Source organism: Bacillus salitolerans, assembly GCF_042680805.1.
Lineage (GTDB): Bacteria > Bacillota > Bacilli > Bacillales > SA4 > Bacillus_CJ > Bacillus_CJ salitolerans.
The window spans coordinates 440188-465674 of record NZ_JBHUEM010000003.1 but is presented as its reverse complement, the minus strand read 5'-3'; the positions used below and the strand labels follow the sequence as shown (position 1 = coordinate 465674).

Annotated in this window: 33 protein-coding genes; 9 read left to right on the top strand and 24 right to left on the bottom strand. The window is 35.6% G+C overall.

The features are described from left to right. Positions 1–37: 37 nt before the first annotated feature. Genes ACFSCX_RS03955 through ACFSCX_RS03945 form a run of 3 tightly spaced genes read right to left on the bottom strand, consistent with a single transcriptional unit; the run spans position 38 to position 3184 of the window. Positions 38–1579: an acyl-CoA carboxylase subunit beta gene (locus ACFSCX_RS03955; RefSeq protein ID WP_377926814.1), complete on the bottom strand. Its 1542-nt coding sequence runs from the start codon at positions 1577–1579 to the stop codon at positions 38–40. A 24-nt stretch (positions 1580–1603) separates the two neighbouring features. Beyond that, the gene (locus ACFSCX_RS03950; protein WP_377926813.1) at positions 1604–1816 is read right to left on the bottom strand and encodes an acetyl-CoA carboxylase biotin carboxyl carrier protein subunit; all 213 of its coding nucleotides are present in this window, start codon (positions 1814–1816) and stop codon (positions 1604–1606) included. Positions 1817–1849: 33 nt separating this feature from the next. Next, a complete protein-coding gene (locus ACFSCX_RS03945; RefSeq protein ID WP_377926812.1) occupies positions 1850–3184 on the bottom strand; it encodes an acetyl-CoA carboxylase biotin carboxylase subunit in 1335 nt (444 codons plus the stop codon). A 281-nt stretch (positions 3185–3465) separates the two neighbouring features. On the opposite strand from ACFSCX_RS03945, the gene ACFSCX_RS03940 reads away from it, so the two are divergent. Then, a complete protein-coding gene (locus ACFSCX_RS03940) occupies positions 3466–3945 on the top strand; it encodes an N-acetyltransferase (protein ID WP_377926811.1) in 480 nt (159 codons plus the stop codon). A gap of 91 nt (positions 3946–4036) precedes the next feature. Here the strand turns inward: ACFSCX_RS03940 and ACFSCX_RS03935 are convergent, their stop codons facing one another. From ACFSCX_RS03935 to ACFSCX_RS03920, 4 genes are all read right to left on the bottom strand, one after another. After that, positions 4037–4654 (bottom strand): RsfA family transcriptional regulator, encoded by a 618-nt coding sequence (locus tag ACFSCX_RS03935; RefSeq protein WP_377926810.1) that lies wholly within the window; start codon positions 4652–4654, stop codon positions 4037–4039. A 108-nt stretch (positions 4655–4762) separates the two neighbouring features. Next, complete coding sequence (locus tag ACFSCX_RS03930; RefSeq protein ID WP_377927068.1) at positions 4763–5524, bottom strand: enoyl-CoA hydratase/isomerase family protein; 762 nt, start codon at positions 5522–5524, stop codon at positions 4763–4765. 282 nt (positions 5525–5806) lie between these two features. After that, complete coding sequence (rpmF, locus tag ACFSCX_RS03925) at positions 5807–5980, bottom strand: 50S ribosomal protein L32 (protein ID WP_377926809.1); 174 nt, start codon at positions 5978–5980, stop codon at positions 5807–5809. A 31-nt stretch (positions 5981–6011) separates the two neighbouring features. Continuing rightward, positions 6012–6521 carry a YceD family protein gene (locus ACFSCX_RS03920; RefSeq protein ID WP_377926808.1) on the bottom strand — a complete coding sequence of 170 codons (510 nt, stop codon included), beginning with the start codon at positions 6519–6521 and terminating at the stop codon, positions 6012–6014. Positions 6522–6716: 195 nt separating this feature from the next. On the opposite strand from ACFSCX_RS03920, the gene ACFSCX_RS03915 reads away from it, so the two are divergent. Further along, positions 6717–7934 (top strand): nucleotidyltransferase, encoded by a 1218-nt coding sequence (locus tag ACFSCX_RS03915; RefSeq protein ID WP_377926807.1) that lies wholly within the window; start codon positions 6717–6719, stop codon positions 7932–7934. Between the two features lie 23 nt (positions 7935–7957). On the opposite strand, the gene ACFSCX_RS03910 is transcribed toward ACFSCX_RS03915, so the two are convergent. Both ACFSCX_RS03910 and ACFSCX_RS03905 read right to left on the bottom strand, forming a co-directional pair. Further along, positions 7958–8980, bottom strand: coding sequence for a SepM family pheromone-processing serine protease (locus ACFSCX_RS03910; RefSeq protein WP_377926806.1), 1023 nt, complete (start codon positions 8978–8980; stop codon positions 7958–7960). Then, positions 8967–9764, bottom strand: coding sequence for a patatin-like phospholipase family protein (locus ACFSCX_RS03905; protein WP_377926805.1), 798 nt, complete (start codon positions 9762–9764; stop codon positions 8967–8969). Before ACFSCX_RS03905 ends, ACFSCX_RS03910 begins: the two co-directional genes overlap by 14 nt. Before the next feature lie 164 nt (positions 9765–9928). Between ACFSCX_RS03905 and ylbJ the strand changes: the two genes are divergently transcribed. Then, positions 9929–11161: a sporulation integral membrane protein YlbJ gene (ylbJ, locus tag ACFSCX_RS03900; RefSeq protein WP_377926804.1), complete on the top strand. Its 1233-nt coding sequence runs from the start codon at positions 9929–9931 to the stop codon at positions 11159–11161. A gap of 15 nt (positions 11162–11176) precedes the next feature. Here the strand turns inward: ylbJ and coaD are convergent, their stop codons facing one another. The 4 genes from coaD to ACFSCX_RS03880 all read right to left on the bottom strand — a co-directional run bounded on the left by coaD (position 11177) and on the right by ACFSCX_RS03880 (position 14209). Then, positions 11177–11665: a pantetheine-phosphate adenylyltransferase gene (coaD, locus tag ACFSCX_RS03895; RefSeq protein ID WP_377926803.1), complete on the bottom strand. Its 489-nt coding sequence runs from the start codon at positions 11663–11665 to the stop codon at positions 11177–11179. Beyond that, positions 11665–12240: a 16S rRNA (guanine(966)-N(2))-methyltransferase RsmD gene (rsmD, locus tag ACFSCX_RS03890; RefSeq protein ID WP_377927066.1), complete on the bottom strand. Its 576-nt coding sequence runs from the start codon at positions 12238–12240 to the stop codon at positions 11665–11667. The genes coaD and rsmD overlap by 1 nt, the downstream gene beginning before the upstream one ends. A 304-nt stretch (positions 12241–12544) precedes the next feature. Further along, a complete protein-coding gene (locus tag ACFSCX_RS03885; protein ID WP_377926802.1) occupies positions 12545–13942 on the bottom strand; it encodes a stalk domain-containing protein in 1398 nt (465 codons plus the stop codon). A 15-nt stretch (positions 13943–13957) separates the two neighbouring features. After that, the gene (locus ACFSCX_RS03880) at positions 13958–14209 is read right to left on the bottom strand and encodes a hypothetical protein (protein ID WP_377926801.1); all 252 of its coding nucleotides are present in this window, start codon (positions 14207–14209) and stop codon (positions 13958–13960) included. A gap of 155 nt (positions 14210–14364) precedes the next feature. Here ACFSCX_RS03880 and ACFSCX_RS03875 point away from each other — a divergent pair, with 155 nt between their 5' ends. Then, positions 14365–14739, top strand: coding sequence for a DUF7147 family protein (locus tag ACFSCX_RS03875; RefSeq protein WP_377926800.1), 375 nt, complete (start codon positions 14365–14367; stop codon positions 14737–14739). A 47-nt stretch (positions 14740–14786) separates the two neighbouring features. Here ACFSCX_RS03875 and ACFSCX_RS03870 read toward each other — a convergent pair whose 3' ends face one another. Further along, entirely contained in the window at positions 14787–15062 is a 276-nt protein-coding gene (locus ACFSCX_RS03870; protein WP_377926799.1) for a YlbG family protein, read from the bottom strand. A 96-nt stretch (positions 15063–15158) separates the two neighbouring features. Here ACFSCX_RS03870 and ACFSCX_RS03865 point away from each other — a divergent pair, with 96 nt between their 5' ends. Further along, a complete protein-coding gene (locus ACFSCX_RS03865) occupies positions 15159–15485 on the top strand; it encodes a hypothetical protein (protein WP_377926798.1) in 327 nt (108 codons plus the stop codon). Positions 15486–15585: 100 nt separating this feature from the next. Here ACFSCX_RS03865 and ACFSCX_RS03860 read toward each other — a convergent pair whose 3' ends face one another. From ACFSCX_RS03860 to ylbD, 4 genes are all read right to left on the bottom strand, one after another. Beyond that, positions 15586–16056, bottom strand: a complete 471-nt coding sequence (locus tag ACFSCX_RS03860; protein WP_377926797.1) for a YlbF/YmcA family competence regulator — start codon at positions 16054–16056, stop codon at positions 15586–15588. Between the two features lie 433 nt (positions 16057–16489). Then, positions 16490–16921 carry a hypothetical protein gene (locus ACFSCX_RS03855; protein WP_377926796.1) on the bottom strand — a complete coding sequence of 144 codons (432 nt, stop codon included), beginning with the start codon at positions 16919–16921 and terminating at the stop codon, positions 16490–16492. Positions 16922–17013: 92 nt separating this feature from the next. Further along, a complete protein-coding gene (locus tag ACFSCX_RS03850; RefSeq protein WP_377926795.1) occupies positions 17014–17253 on the bottom strand; it encodes a YlbE-like family protein in 240 nt (79 codons plus the stop codon). Positions 17254–17267: 14 nt separating this feature from the next. Further along, on the bottom strand, positions 17268–17672 hold the full coding sequence (ylbD, locus tag ACFSCX_RS03845) for a YlbD family protein (RefSeq protein WP_377926794.1): 405 nt from the start codon (positions 17670–17672) through the stop codon (positions 17268–17270). Positions 17673–17828: 156 nt separating this feature from the next. Between ylbD and ACFSCX_RS03840 the strand changes: the two genes are divergently transcribed. Together ACFSCX_RS03840 and ACFSCX_RS03835 are read left to right on the top strand one after the other, a co-directional pair. Next, on the top strand, positions 17829–18338 hold the full coding sequence (locus ACFSCX_RS03840) for a PaaI family thioesterase (protein ID WP_377926793.1): 510 nt from the start codon (positions 17829–17831) through the stop codon (positions 18336–18338). Further along, on the top strand, positions 18335–18697 hold the full coding sequence (locus ACFSCX_RS03835) for a hypothetical protein (RefSeq protein WP_377926792.1): 363 nt from the start codon (positions 18335–18337) through the stop codon (positions 18695–18697). Before ACFSCX_RS03840 ends, ACFSCX_RS03835 begins: the two co-directional genes overlap by 4 nt. A gap of 116 nt (positions 18698–18813) precedes the next feature. Here the strand turns inward: ACFSCX_RS03835 and ACFSCX_RS03830 are convergent, their stop codons facing one another. Continuing rightward, the gene (locus tag ACFSCX_RS03830; protein ID WP_377926791.1) at positions 18814–19890 is read right to left on the bottom strand and encodes a CAP domain-containing protein; all 1077 of its coding nucleotides are present in this window, start codon (positions 19888–19890) and stop codon (positions 18814–18816) included. Positions 19891–20205: 315 nt separating this feature from the next. Then, positions 20206–20634, bottom strand: coding sequence for a CBS domain-containing protein (locus ACFSCX_RS03825; protein WP_377926790.1), 429 nt, complete (start codon positions 20632–20634; stop codon positions 20206–20208). 307 nt (positions 20635–20941) lie between these two features. Between ACFSCX_RS03825 and ACFSCX_RS03820 the strand changes: the two genes are divergently transcribed. After that, positions 20942–21304 (top strand): YugN family protein, encoded by a 363-nt coding sequence (locus ACFSCX_RS03820; protein ID WP_377926789.1) that lies wholly within the window; start codon positions 20942–20944, stop codon positions 21302–21304. A 264-nt stretch (positions 21305–21568) separates the two neighbouring features. Here the strand turns inward: ACFSCX_RS03820 and ACFSCX_RS03815 are convergent, their stop codons facing one another. Further along, the gene (locus ACFSCX_RS03815) at positions 21569–21925 is read right to left on the bottom strand and encodes an Asp23/Gls24 family envelope stress response protein (protein ID WP_377926788.1); all 357 of its coding nucleotides are present in this window, start codon (positions 21923–21925) and stop codon (positions 21569–21571) included. A 153-nt stretch (positions 21926–22078) separates the two neighbouring features. On the opposite strand from ACFSCX_RS03815, the gene ytvI reads away from it, so the two are divergent. Further along, a complete protein-coding gene (ytvI, locus tag ACFSCX_RS03810; RefSeq protein WP_377926787.1) occupies positions 22079–23140 on the top strand; it encodes a sporulation integral membrane protein YtvI in 1062 nt (353 codons plus the stop codon). 200 nt (positions 23141–23340) lie between these two features. Here ytvI and ACFSCX_RS03805 read toward each other — a convergent pair whose 3' ends face one another. The 3 genes from ACFSCX_RS03805 to ctaG form a co-directional block, all read right to left on the bottom strand. Beyond that, the gene (locus ACFSCX_RS03805; RefSeq protein ID WP_377926786.1) at positions 23341–23847 is read right to left on the bottom strand and encodes a GNAT family N-acetyltransferase; all 507 of its coding nucleotides are present in this window, start codon (positions 23845–23847) and stop codon (positions 23341–23343) included. An 84-nt stretch (positions 23848–23931) separates the two neighbouring features. Next, positions 23932–24399: a DUF420 domain-containing protein gene (locus tag ACFSCX_RS03800; protein ID WP_377926785.1), complete on the bottom strand. Its 468-nt coding sequence runs from the start codon at positions 24397–24399 to the stop codon at positions 23932–23934. 81 nt (positions 24400–24480) lie between these two features. Continuing rightward, positions 24481–25362 (bottom strand): cytochrome c oxidase assembly factor CtaG, encoded by an 882-nt coding sequence (gene ctaG / locus ACFSCX_RS03795; protein ID WP_377926784.1) that lies wholly within the window; start codon positions 25360–25362, stop codon positions 24481–24483. Positions 25363–25487: the final 125 nt, after the last annotated feature.

The window sequence follows — 25487 nt, the reverse complement described above, 5'->3', positions numbered from 1 at the left end:
CCCATAATCATTTGATCATGGGCACTTTTTTTGATTTTTATACTGGGTATACTGGATGCTTGCGGTCGCCAAAGATCATTTCTTTTGTTGAGTAAAGCTCAAATCGATTGATTAATACATCACGTAGTTCTGAAGCCGCTACAATATCGTCAATAATCATTTCTGAAGCAAGCTTATAAATATCAATCGATTCTTTATATTCACGTTGCTTCTCCTGGACAAAAGCTAACCGCTCTTTTGGATCTTGTATTTCGTTTATTTTATTTGAATAAACTGCATTTACAGCTGCCTCAGGACCCATCACTGCAATTTGAGCTGTTGGCAAGGCTATGCAGCAATCTGGTTCAAACGCTGGACCTGCCATAGCATATAAACCTGCACCATATGCTTTTCTTACGATAACAGATATTTTCGGGACTGTTGCAGAACTCATTGCTGCAATTAATTTTGCCCCGTGTCTAATAATCCCCGCTCGCTCCACCTTCGTCCCAATCATAAATCCAGGAACGTCAGCAAGGAAGAGTAAAGGAATATGGAATGCATCACAAAGAGTGATGAATTTAGCTGCCTTATCAGCAGAATCAACAAACAATACTCCACCTTTAACTTTCGGCTGATTTGCAATAATACCCACCGGTTTTCCATCAATTCTTGCAAGCCCGGTAATAATTTCTGGTGCAAACAGCTTTTTAATTTCAAAAAAGCTTCCATTATCAATTAGTGCATCAATACACTCGTACATATCAAATGGTGCATTTTGATTCTCAGGAATAATCTCAGTTAGATTTCTTCCTTCCTTTGGTTTTATTGGTTCGGTTACATTTGGCTTCTCTTTAAAGTTTGTCGGAAAATATTCTAGGTAATCACGAGCCATCGCGATCGCTTCTTCTTCATTTACTGCCAGAACATCTCCACAGCCACTCACAGAACAGTGCATACGTGCACCGCCCATTTCTTCAAGAGTTACTTTTTCACCTATCACCTTTTCAGCCATGCGCGGTGAACCCAAATACATCGAAGCATTTTTATCGACCATTATCACAATGTCACAAAATGCCGGTATATAGGCCCCGCCTGCTGCAGAGGGACCAAATAATAAACATACTTGTGGAATCATCCCTGATAACTTAACTTGATTGTAAAATATTTTCCCTGCTCCACGTCTATTAGGGAACATATCTAGTTGATCCGTAATTCTAGCACCTGCAGAGTCAACTAAATACAGCATAGGAACTCTTAATTTCTCAGCTGTCTCTTGTATTCGGATAATTTTCTCAACCGTTCTTGAGCCCCAAGATCCAGCCTTAACTGTTGAATCGTTTGCCATTACACAGACAGTTCTACCTTTTATTTTCCCAATAGCTGTTACAACCCCATCTGCAGGTAGCTGATCTGCCATATTATTGGCAAACATACCATCTTCTGTATATTCACCATTATCAAAAAGCAACTGCAGCCTTTCTCGAACAAATAATTTATTCTGTTCTGCTAGTTTCTCATGATATTTTGGTGCTCCTCCAGCTTCTATTTCTTTACGCTTCTCAACCAATTGTGTTTCTAGCTGCTCAGTCTTAATCATTGTATCTTCCTCTCCTTTGCTAGCTTACTTTAATACGATCAATACATCTCCTTCATTCACAAAATCACCGATATTCACTTTAATTTCAGCTACTTCTCCTGTAGATGTACTCTGAACAGGGATTTCCATTTTCATAGACTCCAAAATGAGGATTTCTTGTCCATCCGTAATGCTCTGTCCTTGCTCAATTAAAATGTTAAACACCGTACCTGCCATTGAAGCTGTAATTTCTTTCATTGAAAATTCCTCCAGTTGTATTTGATTTATCTTTTATGCTTTATGTTTCACTAGAAAGGCGGTTGTATACTTGCCGGCCACAAATGAATCATTACTTATGATTTCTTGGAATAATGGTCCATTATGCTTAATCCCTTCTAAAAATAAATGTTGAAAATAGTTAGTGGCTAGATTTATTGCCTCTTGTCTATCATCACCGTGCACGATTACCTTTGCTATCATCGGGTCATAAAATGGGGTAACTGTTGAGCCTCCAACATACCCTAAATCAATTCGGACTCCCTTTTGTTCTTCATAGGAGAACCTTTCAATTATCCCTGGTGAAGGCATATATGTATTAGGGTCTTCAGCATAGATTCGAAATTCAATTGAATGCCCTTGTTGCTGAATTGATTCTTGGGATAAAGGTAAGGTCTCACCCTTTGCCACTCGTATTTGCCATTCTACTAAGTCAAGTCCAGTAATCATTTCCGTTACAGGATGTTCAACTTGTAATCTTGTATTCATTTCAAGGAAATAAAAATTCTCCTTTTCGTCTACAACAAATTCTATTGTGCCCGCATTCACATAATCTACTGTTTTGGCAGCTAGGATTGCCGCTTGACACATATCAAGACGTTTTGAATCCGATAGAAAGGGACTTGGGGACTCTTCAATTACTTTTTGATTCCGTCTTTGGATTGAACAATCTCTTTCAAACATATGTACGATGTTTCCATGAGAATCACCAAAAATTTGTATTTCTATATGACGTGCATTAGGTATAAACTTTTCTATAAATACATCGTCATTTCCAAAATAAGCTTTGGCTCTCCCTTTTGTTGACTGATAGGCCTTTTTCAATGATTCTTCATCATCACATCGTTGCATGCCGATTCCGCCACCACCAGCACTTGCTTTGAGCATAACTGGATATCCAATAAGCTTAGCTATTTCACATACTTCATCTAAGCTACCTAATCCCCCATCACTCCCAGGTACAACTGGTACACCAGCCTCTTTCATGGTTTGACGGGCTACTACTTTATCTCCCATACGTGATATGATGTTGGAACTAGGACCAATGAACTTTATTCCTTTTTCTTCGACTTGCTTAGCAAACATGCTATTTTCAGATAAAAATCCATAGCCTGGATGAATACCGTCTACTTTTTCTTTTACCGCAATATCTAGAATTAGATCTGCATTTAGATAAGACTTTTGAACAGGAGGTTCACCGATGCAATAACTTGTGGTTGCTTCTCTCACATATGGCAACTGGGAATCGGCCTCTGAATAAACAGCAACTGTTTCAATACCTAGTCTTTGGCAAGTTCTAATAATTCTAAGGGCAATTTCTCCTCTGTTTGCTATTAATATTTTCTTCAAGTAGCAAGCTCCTCTCTGTCAAGTTTGCAACTAACATATGAATAGGACTATTAGGAGGCTATTATACAGGTACCATTTCTAATACCTAAAAAAGTCCTACCTTTATAAATTCTTTGTTTATATAAAAATTCCTTCTTTAATTGTAAACGCTTTCGGATTTTTTTGCAGAATTTTTCGTTTTTTTATATTATAATGTAGGAAAGGGCTTAGTAATACGTTCTTATTCCACATCAAAGATAGTAAGTATTTCTTAATTATAGAAGTTCTTAGGGGGAGTTTAGATGACATCATTTAAAGTAGAAAGGCTTCGTATTAACTATAAAACGCTAGAGGAATTTAAAAGGTTTAAGGAATATGGTCTTCAAGAGCTTTCTATGCTAGAGGATCTTCAAGCAAATATTATGGAAAACGATAGTGAATCACCTTTTTACGGAATATACTATGGCGAGAAGCTTGTCGCAAGAATGAGTCTTTATCGTTTTGATAAGGAGTTTGATAAATATTTCGAACCCAGACAGGATTATTTGGAGCTTTGGAAGCTTGAAGTCTTATCAGATTATCAACAAAAAGGGTTTGGGAAGGCGCTTGTGGATTTTGCAAAGGAGTTTCAATTACCGATAAAAACAAACCCACGTGTAAAATCTCAAGAATTTTGGAGTAAAATGGGATTCCAACCTGTGACGTATGATATGGAACGTGATTTAGGTGAAAACCCGCTTGTGTGGTACCCAGAAGGAGTAAAAGAACAAGTAAGATCATAATTAAAACGCCAATCACATTAGAACTTTTTGTGTTTGTACTTTATAGGCAGGGAAAAAGCTGAACAGTAAGTTCAGCTTTTTCATTTGCTTCCTATTTCTCAATTCTTTCCAAATTACCATTTCGTTCCATTTGGAATTTCACTTGATTAGGACCTCCCTCATCCTGTAGCATCATCATCTTCCTTGCTCTGTCCATGATGCCAATGAGAGCCTTATAATCTTCTTTTACAACACTTAGTTGTTTTTCAACTTCTTTATTTTCTTTCTGCAGTCTATTATTCTCCTCCTCGAGGGAAGCTAACCTCGCTTTTAAACGTTCATTTTGCTCTTTTAATGTTACCTGTTCATCTTCAGTTTGTTCATAGGTTTTTAAATACTCTATTACATCAGATAAAGTAAGAGTTACACCTTGTTGTTCACCATTTTGTTCTTGTGATAAAGAAATTTCTCGATTGGCTAATTTTGAAAAGGAGCCTTCCTTTTTTAATTCTTTTCTTTGTTTTTTAGCTAATTCTATTCCTTGTTTATACTGTTTTCTTACATATGAATTCCATCGAAAACCACACGCTGCGGACGTTCTAGATAACTTTCGTCCTACTTCTTCAAAGGCAGAAAGTTGTGTTCCACCTTCACGAATGTATCTAAGGACAACCTCTGCTAATAATAAATCTTCATCTTGGGTCCATGCATCTTGGCGAATTGTCGTCATATCTTTCCCTCCTAGCACTTTTTTATTTCATACATATGCACCTAGTAGAAAAGATAGACATAAGAATGCTATACTCGAAAATGAAATTTCACTTTTTTTAATGTTTTATCACTTACTTTTTTCAATAAATGCCTTAACAGCAGCGTGATGTTCTTCTTTTGCCCAAAGAGAGGAGCATTTTGAAACTTCTTCTAACATTCTCTCCAACACATTAAAATTTTTCCATTTTGTTATGGCAATCTCTTTATATGCTGATAATACAGAAGCAGAACAATTATCAATCATTTTTTCAGTAAAAGTCATGCCCTCATACATCCATTTTTCATCTGATAGTATCTCATGAATAAATCCTATTTCCTTTGCTTCTAGTGCCGAATATGTATTAGCTGAGAATAACATCCTGTAAGCTTGATGATGTAAGAGCTTCTCGACTAACATTGTGCCGCCGCCCCATCCTGTCGTAATCGCTAATTTACCTTGAACAAAACCCACTTTTACTCCATTTCTAGCGATTCTGTAATCACAAGCAGTCGCTAACTCACATCCTCCTCCTATTGCATATCCATTTATTAAAGCAACCGTTGGACATTTCAATGTTAGCAACTTATATAAAATCCCTCCCATTCTTGAGAGCATCTTAAAGGCTTCCTCTTCTGTATATAATTTATGGAAAATTGATAAATCTCCTCCTGAACAAAAAGCGTCTTTCCCGCTTCCTGTAATGACAAAAGCCTTTATATTAGGGTCTTGTTGAATAGTCTCTATAGTTTTTTCTAGCTCTTTCATCACATCATAATCAATCGCATTTCTCACTTCAGGTCTATTAATCGTGAATAAGATGATATCTTTCTCTGTTCGTTCAATCAGCACTTTACTCAAAGAATAATCCCCTTCCAAAATAGTGTGAATAACAAAAGGCTCGGTGCGCCCCGCTTAGCCAAAGGAAGATCAAATGTTCTGTCTTGAAAATAGGGTGGTTTTCCCTGTTATTCATGACAGGTTTGTCCTCGAGTGGGATGAAATGACAAAGATTGTCGCCATTTCATCTTGGCTGGGCGCTGGAGCTGGATTTAGGAGTAACATTGTATAAACTTTATATTTTCTTAAACTTATAAAAAGACCGTACTTCATAAGTACGGTCTTGGATGTTCATTATTTGTTTACGATTTCTTTCCCTTTGTATGTTCCACATTCTTTACATACACGGTGTGATAATTTCATTTCACCACAGTTAGGGCAAGCCACCATGCCAGGAATTTCTAATTTGAAATGTGTACGGCGCTTTCTCTTTGCAGTTTTAGAAGTTCTTCTAAAAGGTACAGCCATTCTTCCCACCTCCTTAAAAGCATAACATTCATCATTTTTTGTCAAAATACTTTGCTAACCCAGCTAATCGAGGATCAACTTTTTCTTGGTTATCAAGTTCTGAAATAACTTGCCAATCTTTCCCGGATTGAGGAGCACTTTCTTCTTTATCGGGATTCTCAGCAAATATTTGCATTGGAATCTCCAATAGAATATTTTCCTCTATTACAGGTAGTAAGTCAATGACTTCTCCTTCGGGTTCATGGAAATCTTCATCCCCCTCATAAAGAGCAGGTTGTAATAAAAAGTGTTCTGTTGTAGTGATATCAAAAGGCAACTTGACATCCACTAACGTTCTAGAACAAGGCAACACAAGTGTGCCTGTTAAATGCAAATGAAAAGTGGCTCGATCATTACTTACGTCAACTTTACCAGTTACATGTACTGATAATATATCCCGAATTTCATGATTTCTCTTTTTCAGTTCGCTTAAATCCACCACTTCATCAAGAATAAGTGGTTTATGTTGAAATTTCTTTAACTGATGTACATGCCATTTCATATTGATCACCTCAAGGCAACAAAGGTAATTATAGCTTTGTATGGAATAATTGTCAATATTTTTTCTTTACACTATACTAGATGGAAAGAGAATAAAATATGAAATTTCTTTTAGAACTTACTTTAACATGTTTTCTTTTAATATGCCAATCTAAATCCTATTTTACACCTGTTCAACTAAAAGGAGGGACAAACCTTGAAAGCTTCTGGTGTCATTGTTGAGTATAACCCTTTTCATAATGGTCATCTCTATCATCTAGAGCAAACCAAAAAAGTATGTCAGCATGATATTTTGATTGCAGTTATGAGTGGTTATTTTCTTCAACGTGGTGAACCTGCATTAGTCTCTAAATGGAATCGTACGAAAATGGCTTTATTAAATGGTGTAGATCTTGTTGTTGAACTACCATACGCATTTTCAACTCAAAAGGCCGAGTATTTTGCAAATGGAGCCATTTCTATATTAGAAGCGTTAAAAGTTCATAATGTGTGTTTTGGGAGTGAATCTGGAAATATTGAAGGTTTTATCGAAACAGCAGATATTCTAGAAAAGAATAAGGATGAGTTGAATGGATTGCTTCAGCACTACGTGCGGCAAGGAAATAGTTTTCCCAAATCTTCTTCGCTTGCATTTGAATCTTTACATAGTAAGACTAAAGTTGACCTAAGTAGGCCAAATAACATCCTAGGCTATCATTATGTAAAGGCAATACTCGATCAACAGGCATCAATAAAACCAGTTACAATTAAGCGAACAATGGCCAATTATCATGATGAAGAGTTTAATTCATCTCCTATTGCCAGTGCAACAAGTATTCGAAAAGCCATTTTTTCAGATAATGGTCATTTCGAAGATGTCCAGCACTTCGTTCCTGATCATTCTTATTCACAATTAGTATGCTACAACAAACAATATCACAGTCTGCATTCTTGGGAAAATTACTTTCCTTTACTTAAATATAAACTACTCACTTCAACTCCAGATGAGTTAAGGTCTATTTATGAAGTTGAAGAAGGACTTGAACATCGACTACTAGCTTACATAAAAGACGCTTCAAGCTTTCATCATTTTATGACAAAAATAAAAACAAAACGTTATACATGGACGCGCTTACAGCGAGTATGTGTACATATTTTAACGAACACATCTAAGCAAAAAATGCTGAAATTAACTCATAACAAGAAAGCGACATACATACGCCTACTTGGCATGACTGAAAATGGCCGTTCATACTTACAAAAATATAAAAAAGACTTTTCACTTCCCATTATTTCAAAATTATCTAATTCATTAGACGAAATGTTACAGCTGGATATTCGTGCAGCAAACACATATGCAATGGGGTTTGCTGAGCCAATTAGAACTGATTTTTTAAAATTAGAATATTCGACTCCACCTATTCAACTAAAATAGGAAGAACAAATTGTTCTTCCCTTTTAATTATTTAAACTATTTAAAAATGTCAGTGCGTCTTCAAATGTATCCACTGGTATCACTTCCATATCACTATTGATATCCCTAACTGTTTGTAATGCATCGCGGTAATTGGAGTTTGGCACCCCATTTTCATTTGGAGCAAGAAAATACTTTGCTCCTGCACGATCAGCCGCTACAATTTTTTGAGAGATACCCCCAATCGGGCCAACTATTCCTTCATAATTTATCGTCCCAGTTCCTGCAATCTTATATCCCTTTGTTAAGTCACCTTCTGTAAGTTGATTATAAATTTCAAGTGAAAACATCAATCCCGCTGAAGGTCCACCAACTTTATTCGTATCAATAAGAATTTCTGGTTCTACGTCCAATTTACGATCGGTGACAAGTGAAATTCCTACGCCATGTTTTTCTGGTTCTCCTGGAAAGACATTCAAGGTAATCTCTTTCTCAAGGATGTCCCCATCACGTTCTAGCGTGAGCGTGACTGTATCTCCAGGCAACAAATCCGCCACATATTTAATAAATTCCTCTGATTGTTTCATCGACTTTCCATCCACCTTAAAAATCCGGTCGCCGATCTTAAGTTTATTTGCAGCATCCATTCCTTTAATAAGGCTCATGACATACACACCATTATACAAATAATTTACTTGTTTATTTGCCTTCTCGTAAGCAAGTGCTACCGCTACATTTTGAGACATATCCATCATATGTATTTGTCTATAATAATACTCTTTATCAGATTCTCCCTGTCTTCTCATATTTTCAGCCGGTATTAATTCATGATATGGAGCTACAAACGACCAAACATAAGCAAAAATATTTATCTTAGAACGGCTAACTCCTACCGTTGTCATCATAAACGCGCCAGATGCATGATCACCATCACGAACCTCAACAATTTTTTTTAAGTCATAAGCATCACCGGGAAGATTTAGATAATACGGAAGTTTGATATAATTTAACGTTAAAAATACAATGATTAAAATGATAATCCATATACGTGTTTTATGCTTGCTCACCTTTTTTCCCCTTCCACTCATCAATAACATTTACTATATTTGGAAGAAGTAGCTCTGCTTCCTCCTCCCCTATTTTAATAATTTCCTCAATATTGGTAAACGCTCTTGAACTAAAATTCTCAACATGTGGTCGTATCATCACATCAGATGCAATTTCGCGATTTTTCACAAGTTCGTCTTGCATGATATCGATACTTTGTAGGATTACATCAAAAATAGATGTAATATCTTCATTTATCTTCACATGAGATACATCAACAGCTATTACAATGTCTGCCCCCATCTCCCGTACAACAGAAACAGGTACTCTATCAATTACTCCACCGTCAACTAAAAGCCTACCATTCACCTTTTCTGGAACAAAAATGCCTGGGATAGAAATACTCGCTCTCACTGCATCGGCAATAGATCCTTCTTTAAAAATCACTTTTTCACCTTTAATTAAATCCGTTGCAACAATAGATATTGGAATTTGTAGATCTTCAATATTTTTTCCGTGTGTAAAGACTCGAACAAGTTCCTTAACTCTGTTTCCAGCGATAAATCCCATTTTAGGAACGGTAAAATCTAAGTAAAATTTCCGTTTAAACGCAATTGCAAATTTATAAAGCCTATCAATATCTTGACCTGCTGCAAAAAAACTAGCAACTAAGGCACCCATACTACTTCCTGCAATAAAATCTATTGGAATATGATGATCCCGTAATACTTTGATAACACCTAAGTGTGCAAAGCCACGCGCCCCTCCCGATCCAAGCGCTAGCCCTATTTTTGGTTGTGACATACGTCACCTCCCACTCTATTTTCCATTCTTACATAATCTTATGGTCTAATTGTCCCCCCTATACACGTATATTGTAAAGATAATAATTTGGACAACTGATTCCAAGCTCTCTCACCTGAGGCGGATTCAATACTCACTATTTTGATAGCCAGGAGGCAGTCACATTGATATCACCCAAACTTAAGACCCTTATTCTAGCATCTTTTGTTACTTTAATGGCAGGAGCACTTATATCATTTCCACAGGAATCATTTGATGCATCAATAAGAGGATTAGAAATGTGGTGGGAAGTTGTATTTCCATCACTCTTACCCTTCTTCATCGTTTCTGAAATGTTAATTGGTTTTGGTGTTGTAAATTTCATTGGTGTTCTCCTTGAGCCAATCATGCGACCCCTTTTTAGAGTTCCAGGTGTGGGTGGCTTTGTTTGGGCTATGGGAATGGCTTCAGGTTTTCCTGCAGGGGCAAAGCTTACAGCTAGGCTTAGACAAGAAAAGCAGCTGACGGCCATTGAAGCGGAAAGACTCGTGTCGTTTACAAACTCTTCGAACCCATTATTTATTTTTGGTGCAGTAGCGGTTGGCTTTTTCCATAATCCAAAAATTGGGATTGTTCTTGCACTTGCCCATTACTTTGGGAATATATGTGTAGGTTTGCTAATGCGATTTCATGGAGCACCTAAGCAAAATAAGGGTGAGCGTTCTAGTGAAAAGAACAGTAAATTATCATTCAAAAATGCATTTTACGCATTACATCATACTCGTTTAAATGATAAACGTCCTTTAGGGAAGCTACTAGGAGACGCGGTTATGTCGTCCATTCAAACGTTGTTAATGATTGGAGGATTCATTATTCTATTTTCTGTCCTTAATAGGCTATTAACACTAGTACATATCACAGACATCTTAGGGTATTTCATATCCTTTCTATTATCCGTATTATCACTACCAAGTGAACTAAGTGTCCCATTAATTTCTGGACTATTTGAAATAACACTAGGTAGCCAAATGACTAGTGAAACTACAAACGTCGATTTAGCTCACAAAGTTGTTATTACAAGCTTCATTTTAGCGTTTTGTGGATTTTCTGTTCAAGCACAGGTTGCAAGTATTCTTTCTGAAACAGATATACGATTCAAACCTTTTTTTATTGCGCGCATTTTCCATGGTTTTTTTGCAAGTTGTTTTGCTTATATTTTGTGGGAGCCATTCTATGTTCATTTCCAATCGAATGAAAGTGTATCAAAAGCAGTTCCTGTAATGAATTTTATTGAGAAATCATCGACAAACCTTCTACAATTATGGAACGCCATGGCAAAAATAGGCCCACTCATTACGCTTCTTGCTTTACTTGTTTACGTGTTATTGCTGACAAGAAAAATCGTTAAAAACGAATAACCCCCGAATTGGGGGTTATGTATGTTGATTAAATTTCCTGCCTAGTGCCTTTTCCACAGTTTCAGGTACAATGTCCGAGAGATTGCCATTATATTTAGCAACTTCTTTTACTATTGATGAACTTAAAAAAGAATACTGATTATTGGTCATCATAAAAAATGTCTCGATATCTTCATTTAACTTACGATTCATAGCAGTTATTTGCATTTCATATTCAAAATCAGAAACAGCTCTAAGCCCTCTTAATATAACTCTAGCATTGTTTAATTTTGCATAATCCATTAGAAGCCCACGATATGAATCAACCTCCACGTTCGGAATATCTTTCGTCACTTCTTTTATGAGCTCGATTCTCTCTTCAACAGAAAAAAGTGGATTTTTTGAAGAATTATTTAACACGACCACATTCACTTGATCAAACACTCTTGCTCCTCTTTTAATAATATCTAGATGCCCATAAGTAATAGGGTCAAAGCTTCCGGGACAAACTGCTATGTTTTTCATTATACATTCTCCTTTATTCTATTCTCAGCTATCTGATAGATTGAAATAACTGTCAAGCCATAACTCTCTTCACGTTTTTTTACTAACCTCCCAATTTGGTCTGGCAACTGAACATCATCTGCATGTTCAACGACAATCATTCCATCCTCTTTTATTAACTGATTAGAGTCAAGTATAGAAATAAGCGCTTTCAATTTTTGGTTCTTATAAGGAGGATCTAAGAAAATAATATCAAATTGAATGTCTCTTTTTAATAAAGCTTTTATCGCCTTCTCTGCATCATTACGATAAATTTCGACTTGGTCTTCGAAATGTACGGATTGTACATTTGATCGAATAGTTTGAATCGCTTTATGATCCCGGTCTACAAAAATGACCTTATCTAATCCCCGACTTAACGCTTCTATCCCAAGCCCTCCACTACCACCAAATAAATCTAATCCAATACCTTCATTAAAATAAGGGCCAATCATATTGAAAATAGACTCTTTCACCTTATCAGTAGTAGGTCTTGTGCTCTGACCTGGAACAGCTCTCAAAGGATGGCCTTTACGTTTACCTGATATTACTCTCATCATCTATAACACAACCTTTAGTTTGGAACATTTTATAATACTCATAAACATTTTTATCCTAACACAAATGGTAAAAAGAAAAAACATTTCCAAATAATATGTTATCCAAATGTATAGTCATTTGTCATTTGGTCATACTTAGTAGTAACAACATCCTTTTCGTGATGTTGTTGCCAACCGCGGAGAAGACTTACGTTTCCCCATAAGTTCTTCCTCCGGTTTCTCCTCTCCCTTTGCCTTCTTAATCTTGAAATTGATCGAGAAATAGAAGGACCCTGCAGCTTAGTTGTTGCAGGGATTTTTTTTAACTACTTATCATGATATGTGTCTTTTGTTCTACTACCCTCACCTTAAAAATCTCTTCTAACCATTTCTCAGTAATATAAACAACGTTATTGATATTTGTTAATGGGGTGGCTAGAAGTCCATAGCTCTCTTCATTATAGATAAAATAGTTTTGATTAAAGGAAAATCTCCAACTATTTAGTTCCTTATAGACTATAATCGTTTCATTATTAGAAAAGACAGAAACACGATATCCTAGAGCTTCCATTACTTCTTTAAAAGGAAACTGTGCTTCCCCATTATAGGAAATAGCCTTCACATTAATGGAGTGGTTGTTCACAACAATCTGTTTATCAATGCTATAGAATAACGGAATTGTTTCATTTGGCCTTTCATACATAGATTGGAAAAAAGTAGTTGATCCTCCTAGAACAGAAGAAAGACTTTCATCAAAATCAACTAAATGATAAGACTCTTTGCCCATTCGCTGTAAATATTCGAAAAAGGATTCCAGCTCCGATTCCGATAATTGTGCTAGTAATGCTTCACTGTTTTGTCTACTTCTGTCTTCTGGAATTTTTCTCCCTACTAATACGGATCCTAATGTGCTCCAAACAGGACGTAATTCTTCCTGGGCAGGAGGAAAAAGAGTCAATAAATACGCTTTCACAAACTGATCTTCTAGTGTAAGGAGATCACCTGCATGTTGCTGTAATACAACCAGGTGATTTGAAAAATAAGTTTCCTTACTATCTGTAATAACAACTGTTAATCGATCAGGTGTTATTTTTCTAATCCATGTCCACGATGGAACGTTACTAGAAGAATAGATGATCAAATCTTTATCCACTTTATTTTCATTTAAAGGTAATGGTGACATAAATAATGATAAATGGTCTTTATTTGTTGATCTCCATTTATAATAGTCAATCAATTCCCTTTCCCTGTACGCAACAAATTCTCCGCCACTTACCCACTGATAATCTTTATTCACAGCTTCGACTACTTCAAGTTCATACTCAGTCGGCTGACTGGAAGATACTGTAACAAAAAATCCCTGTAACCAAATATCCACTTCTTCTTTAATAGGGATAGAGTAAGTTAAAGTAATATCGGGTGTGTGTGAAGTTAATGTCGTTCCATTTATTTCACATGAGTTATCGCCTTTGGTATCGCATTGGAGTCTTTCAATCTTGTTTGGAATATTGAGGGTATAAGTAGATGGTGTTAATCCATTGAACCTTTGAACAATCGTGAGTTCTTTCTCAGAATGGACAAGTGAAACAATAGAATGAATAGGGTGAGTAGTAAGAAGTTGTGTATGATTATCAGAGCTTTTGGAGTTCCATTGATAATATAGAAGGCTACCACTTCCTGCAGCCAATATTAAAACAAATATCACAATAAATCTTGCCATTCTAATACTCCTTAACTAAATCATAAAATCGTAGTCACAATCATGGTTTATCTCATCAGATTTGGATGTATAACAAATAGAAGCCCATTCTAGTTCAGTTTTCCCTAAAACATATCCTTCTAAGTACGATAAAATAGTATCGCTTAATTCCTGTTCTTCTGCCATATTCATTATTCCTTCAGTTGATAAGGACGCAATCATTCCAGTTACAATAAACCTGCTTACCTTGTCCTTATCAATCTCTACCTTATCAGTTGTTCGATCCACGTTACCCATAATCCAATGACAAGTAAAAATAAGGCGTAAACCATATAACTCCTCCTAACATTCATGATGTTACCTATAGGGGTTAATGTTTACTTCTCATTTTATGCCAGGAATGTTAAAGTAATGGGTAAAACTAGAGAAAGGATGATCATAACGTGATTCAAAGGTTCATTGAGCTAGGAGAAGGTTATTCGGATATTTATGAATTAATGGAGTTAGGTAAGAGTAATCCACATAGAATTAAACAAATGCTTGCTTTGCACACCACAATAAATGAAAAAAAATATGTGTCCATCGCCATTGTTCTACAGCCGGCGAAAGAAGGTAAATTCATGCCCATTTACATATGTAGGGAGGGAATTCCAATTGACAGCCAAAGGTACCAATTATTCCGATCACTTAGTGAGGAAGTAAATAAGAAACTAATTTCATTTGAAATAAAGCCTTCCTCTGCATTTTCAGAGAAAGAATTATATTATCAATACTTACTAGGTATCCTTAGACTTCATCATATTTTGCCAAGTTTATAACTATGTATTAAATAGTACCCTCCAATTTGGAGGGTAGATTTTTAATCTCATATACCAATCTTATAATCATATTCTTTTGCTTTATCAGGTCTTGAATTTTCATATTCAGTTTTTATAAAAGGCTTATATGAAGGCTCGGCTGATTTCACAAAAGGTAAAACTTGAATCTTTTTCATAATTTGCTCCGTATCATTCATGTCACAATATAACACACAATATTTTAAACGTTTTGAAACGTAATGAATATTTCCAAATCGTCGAAGATTTTTAATGTTCTTTAAATGTTGGAGCCAAATAATAATGCCTTGACGTTTTTCTAACATCCGATTTTCCCCTTTAAATTCCATCTTTTCATTGTATAGTCTAGCATGAAATATAAAATACAAGCAATAGAGCGAAAAAAAATGGAGTGTATACTCATGAATCTTAATTCAATCTGGTCATCATTTCTTCTTGAATTAGAGCAACATATAGATATTGAAAAAGCTGAAATGAGAAAATTTAGTGGACTCCCTTTCTTATTCATTGAAACAAGAAATGATGCCATTGATATTGAACTTATCGAACAACACATTCGACTAGCATCTGCTCATGCAATGAAGGGGAAACGACTCCATTCAGAAACTGTTTTTGTTCGAAAAGAAGCCAAACAGTTTGTTTATCGTCATCGATTCTTTGTACCACAAGAGAAGATGTTTTGCTGTGGTAATCTATGTGAAGATTGTATCCGTTTAAAAAAGAAGTAAGGCTCCACCTTTATCTTTTTTGTAATCCAAGTTATCCTTTTTTTCTGAAAAGGGAAATAAACTTATCTAAACTATTAAAAAAACCATACGACAAGTATGGTTATTTACAGCCACAGCTTCCTCCTGACCCACATCCTCCACCACATGACATTGAATCAAAGAAAGGATTTCCTGTTGGCACTTTTATATATTCTGATACAGATCGTCCGATTAATATGCTTATCTCGTCTAATAATTCCTGAAGCTGCTTTTCAGCTTTTTTGAAAGCGTCTACTGCTGGGTGTAAATCTACTTCTCTTTTAAGTATTCTAGTTTCTTTCATAATTTCCGAATAATTAGGATGGTATTTCCCAAATCGTTGAACTTCTTCATAATGTTCTTTTATTTTAATAAATTGCCTAATTAACGTTTGAGCTTCAGTATTATCTTGTAATGCTTGATAGCAATTTCGGTAATGTGTTGCAATCTCTGAATTTATTATCATTTTGGCCAATAATTCAGCCTCTTCAACTAATTCAATTCTTTCTAAAGTTGCCAGCAATCCAGACACCTCCCATCTACATTTTAACATGTTCCATCAAGATGATGATACATATTATAACTGGTAAATCATCTTCAACCATCGCTTGAAGAATGTATACTATTATACTTTAGTTCCTACATACTTTCAAATTTGGAACTTGGTTATCGCCATGTTCTTTAAGGTTAATCATTACCTTATACTGACTGAATGAATAAATGTTATAAAAACAATTGATACCTGTAATGTAGGTGAAGTATACAATTGAGCCTAGGCTTGTCGAAAACGCCAATCTTGGAACAAACCACATTGAAATAACCAATAGAATCCCGCTCACGAAAATGTTGACGAGTTCCTCTTTTTCCAGAATAAATGCTGTATCACACAATCCCCCCCCCTTTGTATATTGTGTTTGAAAATAAAAATGGCTGTCGAGTCTTTCTCGACAGCCTGAGAGCTTAAGGAATGGGCTCAATTCTTCTGCTTAAGGAATTTCCACATCCATCTCTCGTTCAATTCCATAAGTACTTGAGTCGTTATGGACTAATTCTACTTTTAAGGTATGTTTACCTGTTGGCAAACCTTTTACGATAAAAGCTGCTTGATGAATTTCATCAATTTTTTTATTGTTTAAATATAGATTTAGAAACCCTTGACCGTCCTTTTTTGTTTTTTGTTCTGGTGAACTAAAGGTAAATCCAGGGACAATAACTTCCACATACACATCTTTTCCTTTTACGTGATGTCGAACAGTAACATCCTTCGATCCTGTAATACTTGCTTCAACTGTTCCATCCTCATGGTAATGAGCAATTTCCATCGGTATAACTAAAGCTTCCGGAGGATTCGGATCATCCGTATTACAACCAGTCAATACTGCTAATAAAAACAAAATATAACCATAGTTCATGTTCATGTAGATGCCCCCCTTTTAAGATTAGTGTTTACAATAGAGGGGTATTATACACATGTAAATAAATAACGAGTGCTACTAACCAACACTCGTTTCTAATCATTCTCTCTCATTACTTGAAACATATTAATCATCATTGAAGCCATTTGTAGCTGCTCTGAAAACTGCTGCACTTTGTGAGGAATTGTTTTCCTGTAATGCTCTCTTGAAGATAGTACAAATGTGTTTAATTGATCTGGATCACGGCTCAATCTTCGGTACCAATAGGGCTGTTCTCTAATATACTTTGTTAATTCGGTATCATTTTTAATATATGAACGTATATCTTGTCGCAAACAAATCACCACCTTCAATCTTTTGTGAATGAGAATGGCTTTGGAGCTTCATTAGATGAAGGTGAGTTTGACTGGTAACTGCTACCTTGAAATTGTTTAATTAATTGTTGGATATTTGAGATGGCATCTCCTACATTTGAAATGTGATGTTGCATCTGGGCTAAATCCATATTTTTCACAGCGGAAACGATAGTCGACATAAAATCAGTTTTTTCGCTTTCCCCTTTACCCTTTTGTGTTTTTTCACCTTCACTTTTATACTTCTGCCACACTTCATCTTCTTCTCCTAGTAAGTACCATTCTTCAAATAACTCCTGCCAAGTTTTCTTGTTTTTTCTGACTTCATCTTTTAATTTAGGATGTTCCTTTACGAATACTTTAAACTTTTGTATTGAAGGATGTAATGTTTTATTACTCATATTTTCACCTCTTAGTATACAGTTCGGGTGCGACCGCCTACTATATAGTGTAGATAGTTTATGAAAGTTGGTTCGCCCATTTTTGTACCAGAATCAGGTGAATATGATAAAATAAGTGGGAATTAACACACCGAGTCACAGAAAGGATTAGTATAGATGGAAGAAGTAAAAGGTAAGATTCATGAACAAGTCATGGAGTATTTACAATATGCAAATGAAGAAGAAGAACTAGTCATTACACAAGTATTAGATGGTTTATTACGAAAACAACGTAAGGAAAACGGCTCTTATTTAGGTGGGTTATTAAAAGCATCAAGTTCTTTTGATGAAAAAGAACAACAATTAGTGATGACCATCCCTAACAGTTACATTATCCAAAATGCACTAAATATCGTTCATGGTGGAATAACCGCAACCTTATTAGATTCTGCAATGGGAACATTAGTTCACAAAATACTCCCCGAAGACATGGCTGCTGTGACGTCCGAGATGAAAATCAATTATGTAGCACCAGGAGTTGGAGAAGACATAAAATGTGTTGCATCTATAATCCATAGAGGAAAAAAGACATTTGTATGTGAAGGAAAAGTTTATCGGCATGACGGCAAATTGATGGCTCATTCAACTGCGAGCTTTTTTATCATACCTAGAAGAAAGAGTGAATGATTTTGGTAACAGCAATTGTTATACCTCTCATTTTTTTCTATTTTCTACATTTGACTATAGAAAATCGGAAAAAGCGACACGAGGAATGGCTTCGGCTTGCAGAGGTTAAAGAATTAGCGGTAATTGCTGGAGAGGTGAAGCAGTCCCTCTCTAAAATAGAGCGTTTTGCCTTTGATTATAAAATAGTCGTTGAGCGTTATGTGTTAAAAGGAAGCAAGCAATCCTTTAAAGCAATTAGAAGGATTCCGATCACTTCAGATAGCATACCTCCTACTATTAAGGAAGGCGAACAAATCACCTGCTATGGATATTGGGAGAAGGATACTTTTATTTTTAATCGCTACACCGCTCGTTCCTAATGGTAGAATTTCTATTTACCTGTGTTTTTATTTTATATGGTGAGAAACTACTTTGAACACAGTCAAATTGTCAGAGGAACTGGAAAATAACAAGAGGCGAATGTCGCCTCTTTATTTCATTCCCACGTGCTTATAAAATTTTGCGTATAATACTTTTCGAATACTCCAACACCTAAATGGGTAAATTCTTCATTTAATAGTGTCTCACGATGTCCTTTACTGTTAAGCCATCCTTCAACAGCTGCAATGCCATCAACGTATTTGGCAGCAATATTTTCACCCGCTAGGTGATACTTTATATTACCTCCATTCAGACGATCAGCAAGTCCTCCTTTTGTAGGAGAGTCATGGGCAAAGTAATCATTCTCTTTCATGTCTTTACTATGAAGAAATGCAACTGAGGCTGTTTCCTCATGCCACTCCACAGGGTTTAATTGATGTCTCTTTCGAATTGCGTTTGTTATATCGAGAATTTGCTGGGAGCTTCCCTTTTCAATCGCTTTCCACTCTTCAAGATTAATATCCCTTGCTGATAGTAATTCACCTCGATAAATGAGTTCATAAGGTCTTTGTTTTATTAAAGTTTTAGAATCTAGATACCTAATACTCGATAATTGGTTTGTAAATTGATCGAAATACAACTGTGCCCACACATTCCCAAATTGAAACAGCGGCCTTACCCGTATTTCTTCTTCTGTTAACTCAAACCGATATGAATTATCTTCCACCTGTAAAGAGTGCGAATTCGAAATAGGAAACACTTTAGCAATTTCATCATAAGATTGTCCGATATAAAATGGCTCAAGATTGATTCCCTCACCAATTGTATATAATGAAACAACTTTATTCTCCAATACACCAACTTGAATGTAAGCTTCATGAGTTTTATAAATCCACCACACATAGTCATAGGATGAAGGATCAATTCTATCAGGTTTTCCCCATTCCTTGATGATATCATCACCCGAGGCCCCTATTAGATTATGTAACCCCTTTTTATAAGTATCTGTTTTTATAGATTCCAAAGCTATGGTGGATGTTTCTACTGACTCAATTGGTTCTTCTTTGGATACTATCTCTATTAAATGTTCTTGATTACGTTCCTGATCATTTATGAACGACTTCCCGTGTGTATAAAGTGAGAAAAAGGAGACCCCTAATAGTACTAATAGAATTAATTTTATCTTTTTCATGTTCCCACTCCCTCTATAAATACTATTTCTATCATTATATTATGAACCACCATAAAATATTCATTGAAACACCCATGAAACATTGAAAAAACTAGTAGAGTTTACTAGTTTTTCATTATATTCATTTTAGCCATGGCAACTATATTTTAACCGTCTGAAATTTATCTACCCTTAAGAGTGCAGGTGGTTTTCTCTGTAGATGATCAGCCTTTGCTACTGACCAAATCTTAAAGTGCAACTAAACGTTCGAAATGATGTGCCACTTCTACTTACCAATAAAAATGCACCCAAATATTTGGGTGCAATAAGTGATTATTAATGAGCGGGATGCGCTGGTTCTGATATCTCGGATAAAGCATGACCTGCTCGATCATCTGACATTTCGTTTACGGCAAGATCACCTAACGAGACAATTCCTATTAACATCCCATTTTCTACTACAGGTAACCTTCGGATCTGGTGTTCGGACATAATCGCTGATGCTTCCTGAAGTGATGTATCAGGAGAAACAGTTATCAGATCAGAGCTCATTACACCCGTTACTTCGTATGAGCCTGAACGTTTTTCTGCATAACCTCTGATAACTAAGTCACGGTCAGTAATCATCCCAATTAGTTTATCTTCCTCACAGATTGGAATCGCTCCAACATTTAAGTCTTTCATCTTGACCGCCACTTCGTATACATTGTCTAACGGAGTGCAATATTCAACGTTCGTTGTCATGACATCTCTTACAGTTTGCATATTGTACCTCCTAAAAGCGTTTTTGCTAGAGCATTTCTTTTATATACACATTGATGCACTGATAAGTAGTATAACTTTTTTTACATGTGTCATACTACAACTTAGTATAAACCTTTAGTGGACGATACTATTCAACAATATAGTTACCATATCTTAGCGAAAGTTGTTTTTATACCTTGTGCATTTAAACATTTTAAATATATTTTTCATAATTTCGTCAATCAAATCATGATACAATCCATTGCAAGTTTTTTTAATAAAAGCTATTATTAGTTTTGGATAGTTTAAAGAGGAGGGAATACATACAATGAAATTTGAAAATACAGGAATTGAAAACCAAAAGGCGGACTTAGAAAGATTAGATGAAGTTATGGAGGAGCTTGGGTTTATTCGTGCAGGTCAATGGGATTACGAACGTGTAACATATGATCATAAAATTGAAGTATTAGATGCTAAAGAAGTGTATTATTTACGCGTTCAAGGACACGCAGTAGAAGGAGATATCGGCAGACATGATGCAGTGATCGAATTACTTACTCCTTTATTGGGTAAACATTATTATCCTCATGGAGTAGAATACGGTGAAGGTGAACAATTCCCAAAAGCTGTTTTAACACGTAGTCAAGATCTTTTAACAAAATTAAAGACTGAGCTTGATAAAATAGCATAGAACAAAAGGCTCAAGGGCTCCGTTTAGCCTAAGGCAGAGCCAATGTTCTGTCATGAAAAAAGATGGTTTTCCCTGTTATTCATGACAGGTTATTTGACCAAGGAAAAATTAATTTTTCTTGTTCACTTGAGTAGGATGAAATGGAAAAGATCGTCGCCATTTCACCTTGGCTGGGCGCTGGAGCTGGATTTAGCAGTAACATTGTATAAACTAAACACCAGAAACTTATACTTTCTTACCTTAAAATGAAAAACGCATGATTGCTCATGCGTTTTTCATTTTTATTTGTTCTACCTTTACGTGTACAGTATTTACTTGAATTCCAGTCATTGCTTCTATTTCTTGCTTTACCACTCTTTGAATGGTTTTGCATGTTTCAAGAATATCAACACCATAATATAATGCCACTCTCATATCAATCGATATCTCATCCTGCTCACTCTTTTCAACGGATATCCCTTTTTGCTTTGTTTTTTTATTTACAACGCGGATCATCTCATCTTTTAAATCTGTTACCGTACCTGCAACACCGTCAACTTCTACAATTGCTAACGACGCTATTAAGGAAACAATTTGGTCTGCAATATGCACATTTCCATATGGTAATACTTTATTAAACATAGAACCACTCCCCCGAAAATTTGTTCATGATATAGTATGATAAAAATTAATATTGGGCACAAATTTATTTTACTATACTGTTTTACTGTAATTCTTCTCAAATCCATACTATAATTTAAATATGAAGACAGGCACCTAGAAAGGAGAAAAGAATTGTCCTATATTTTTACGAAGCGATTCGCTATATATGCAATTATCGTCATAGCACTTGCCGTTCTATTTTTTATTATTCTTCCGATATCTGTACCTCTTGTAACAGCTTTTATTACGACTCTTTTTTTAGAGCCAGTTGTGAGGTTGTTAAAAGATAAGTTTAAATGTTCTCGAAGCCTAGCTGTACTCATTGTCTTTTTATTATTTCTATTTTTTATTGGAATAAGTGGTTATTTCTTAACCACCAAGGTAATTGGAGAAGTAATCAATATTGCTCAAAATGCTCCTGCGTATATTAATGATATTAACAGGGCGTGGTATAATTTTGAAACACAGATAGAGATAGCTGCACAGGATTTACCAAAAGAGTTTGTTGATGAAGTAACAGGACAGGTGGAGGAGTTCTTAGAGAGTTTAAGAACGAGTATTACAGATTCTGTAAACATTGAGAACTTGAAAAACATTGTTACAGATATTCCGAATTATTTAGTAAGCCTTCTTGTTTACTTAATTGCTTTATTTTTATTTTTGATTGAACTACCAAGATTAAAAGAGCGAACCTTTACACATATGACGGATAAGACTGCTGAAAAGGTACAATTTATGACCTCAAGACTATCTTTTGTCGTATTCGGATTTCTAAAAGCACAATTTTTGGTAAGTATTTTGATTTTTATAGCTTCTTTTATTGGATTACTATTGATAGTTTCACCAGAGGTTGCGCTTGTTATGTCACTAATTATATGGATTATTGACTTCATACCAATTATTGGTTCAATTGTGATTTTGGGCCCATGGGCACTTTTCCACCTATTAACTGGGGATATCGCAATTGGAACAAATTTAGCCATCTTAGCTGGAGTATTGTTAATCATTAGAAGAACGGTAGAACCGAAGGTCATGGGCAGCCATATTGGATTATCTCCTTTGTCTACACTTATTGCGATGTACCTAGGATTAAAAATATTTGGTATCCTTGGCTTTATCGTTGGTCCCCTTCTATTAATTGCCTTCAATTCAGCAAGAGAAGCCGGTATTATAAAGCTTAATTTTAAAATTTAATTCGACCAGATCATTTGCTTTGACCAGTGCAACCGGTCTGGCATGAAAAAAGTACGTTTCCTTTTGGCAAGTTATTTGACCTCGGGTGTCAGACTATAGTGCTAGACGATAAAAGCAATATAGTTAGTTATGAAGAACTCCATAACTTGATATCCTTTTGCTAAGAGGGAGACCTATTTACTAGGTCTCCCTCTTTACCTTTAAACTGCATTATTTAGCTCCCAATACAGGAAATTCCCATCTTTAACCGTACATTTCATCCCAAGCTTATCTAGTAACAGAATGGCTTTTTCATCATTCATATCACATTCTGTCAAAATAGTCTTCACTTGATGTGCTTCCGAAAGCCATTCAATCATTGCCTCAATGGCCTCAAATGCAATACTTGAATCCCTAATATCTTTAACTAAATTATAGCTAAACTCAACTACTCCGTCTTCTGTTGGTTTCCCCTTCATCATAATGTCACCAACTATTTTTTTTTCTTCATATAAAATCATCATCCAAATCCCCCAACCATACTCCGTCTCATCCGTTTCTAACTTCTCTATATAGTACGGTAGCATACCAATGAGATGAGAGGATGGCCAACCAGTTGGAATTTTGATGGGAGATCGTTTTTCAAGTTCTCTCCTATGAAGGGCTAATGACTTTGTTAAGTCTAGGGAACACGGTACAAGGAGTAAGCGTTCTGTGATAATTTCCATGAACGAAATTCCTCCTTTACTTTGTAAATAAAAAGGTCATAGAATATATTATTCTATGACCAACTTTCTATATGACTATTTCTTTTAGAACCCTAAAATCGCTTTAATAACAGAGGTCGTCTCTCCTCCATGATAAAACACGTACAGCAGTAGATAAACTGCTACTCCTGTAATAGCTGTAAAAAACCAGACGATACTCGTTACTGGACCAATTTTGCGATGCTTATCAAGGTTATTTTTGTAACCATATAGTAAGGTCACAATTCCTAATATTGCCCCTACGGTTGCTAACGTAATGTGAAATATGAGGAAAATGGTATAATAAATTTTAATGTCATCTGGCCCACCAAACGCTGTATTTCCAACAAATACAGTTCTTGAAGCGTAAATAAGAAAGAAAATGATGGCAAAGATTGCAGCTAATGTCATCGTTTTTTTATGTGCCTCAATGTTACGTTTGGCCACTAGATACCAGCCGATTGCTACGCAAATGGCACTTAGTACAATAAAGCTCGTACTTAAAGTTGGCAGTAAAGGTAATTGTAAATCCATAATAGCATCCTTTCTTCTCTTTACAAAAGTGATGGTAGTCCTACCCAATAAAATAATTCAAACCCAATAAGGGGAATATTTTTACTCAGCGGGCTGCGGATTCATATTATTGAGCTCCACATCGTCCTTTTGTCGTTCGTTTTTAGCCCATTGAAAGAAGATATACCCTAATATTGAACCATAGACAATCTCTTGAACTACTTTCATAATCACTCCGCCTAATTGCTGATCTTCTAACAACGGGAACCAATTAAATAATTCAGGTGTACCAATATTTAATGATGCTAACGTAGAAGCAGGAACGCATAGCTCCAATGCACTCATCCAAAGAGTTGGATCTGTATACGTACTATACATCGGTGCTGATGCAAATATAATAAGTGCACAAGCTGGAGTAAGCAGGACTCCGTCAGCAAATATATATCCAATTTTTTTAATCGGTGATAATAACTGTTGCTCTGGTAAAGGATTAACGACAGGCCACCACATTGTGATCGCACCGAGAAACATTAGTGTTGAAAATATTGAATGTAATAACTCATCTGTTTTAACAACATCAAAAATTAACGGAATATGGTAAATTGAAAATAAACCATTAAAGAGAATTAATGCAATCAATGGCTTTGTAAAAAATGAAAAGAGTGGTTTAACCACTTTTGTAGACACAATATCTCTTAACAAGTTTTGAGGTATCCCTAGTATTAGTAATGGCGGAACCGCTAAATATATGACAGCCATAGCAGTCATATGTGCACTAAACATTAAGTGACCTAAAAGGTCAAATGGTCCACCCTTCATTACATAAAATAAAACCATACTAGTAACAAAAAAGAATTGTTGTTTTACAGTCGCCTTATACTGTTCTTTCCCTATTAGATAGAAATATAATGCAACTACTCCAGCTATGAGAAAGAAAAAGCCAGGACTCCACAATGCTCGAAATCCAAATATACTAATATCCATCTTTATTCAACCTCCAAAGACAATGCTTAGGGAACAATCTAGTTAACATACCTATTATACAATAGTCACATTTTAAGTAGCAATGAACGATATGTGAACAAGTCTAGTAAATAGTTACTAAACTA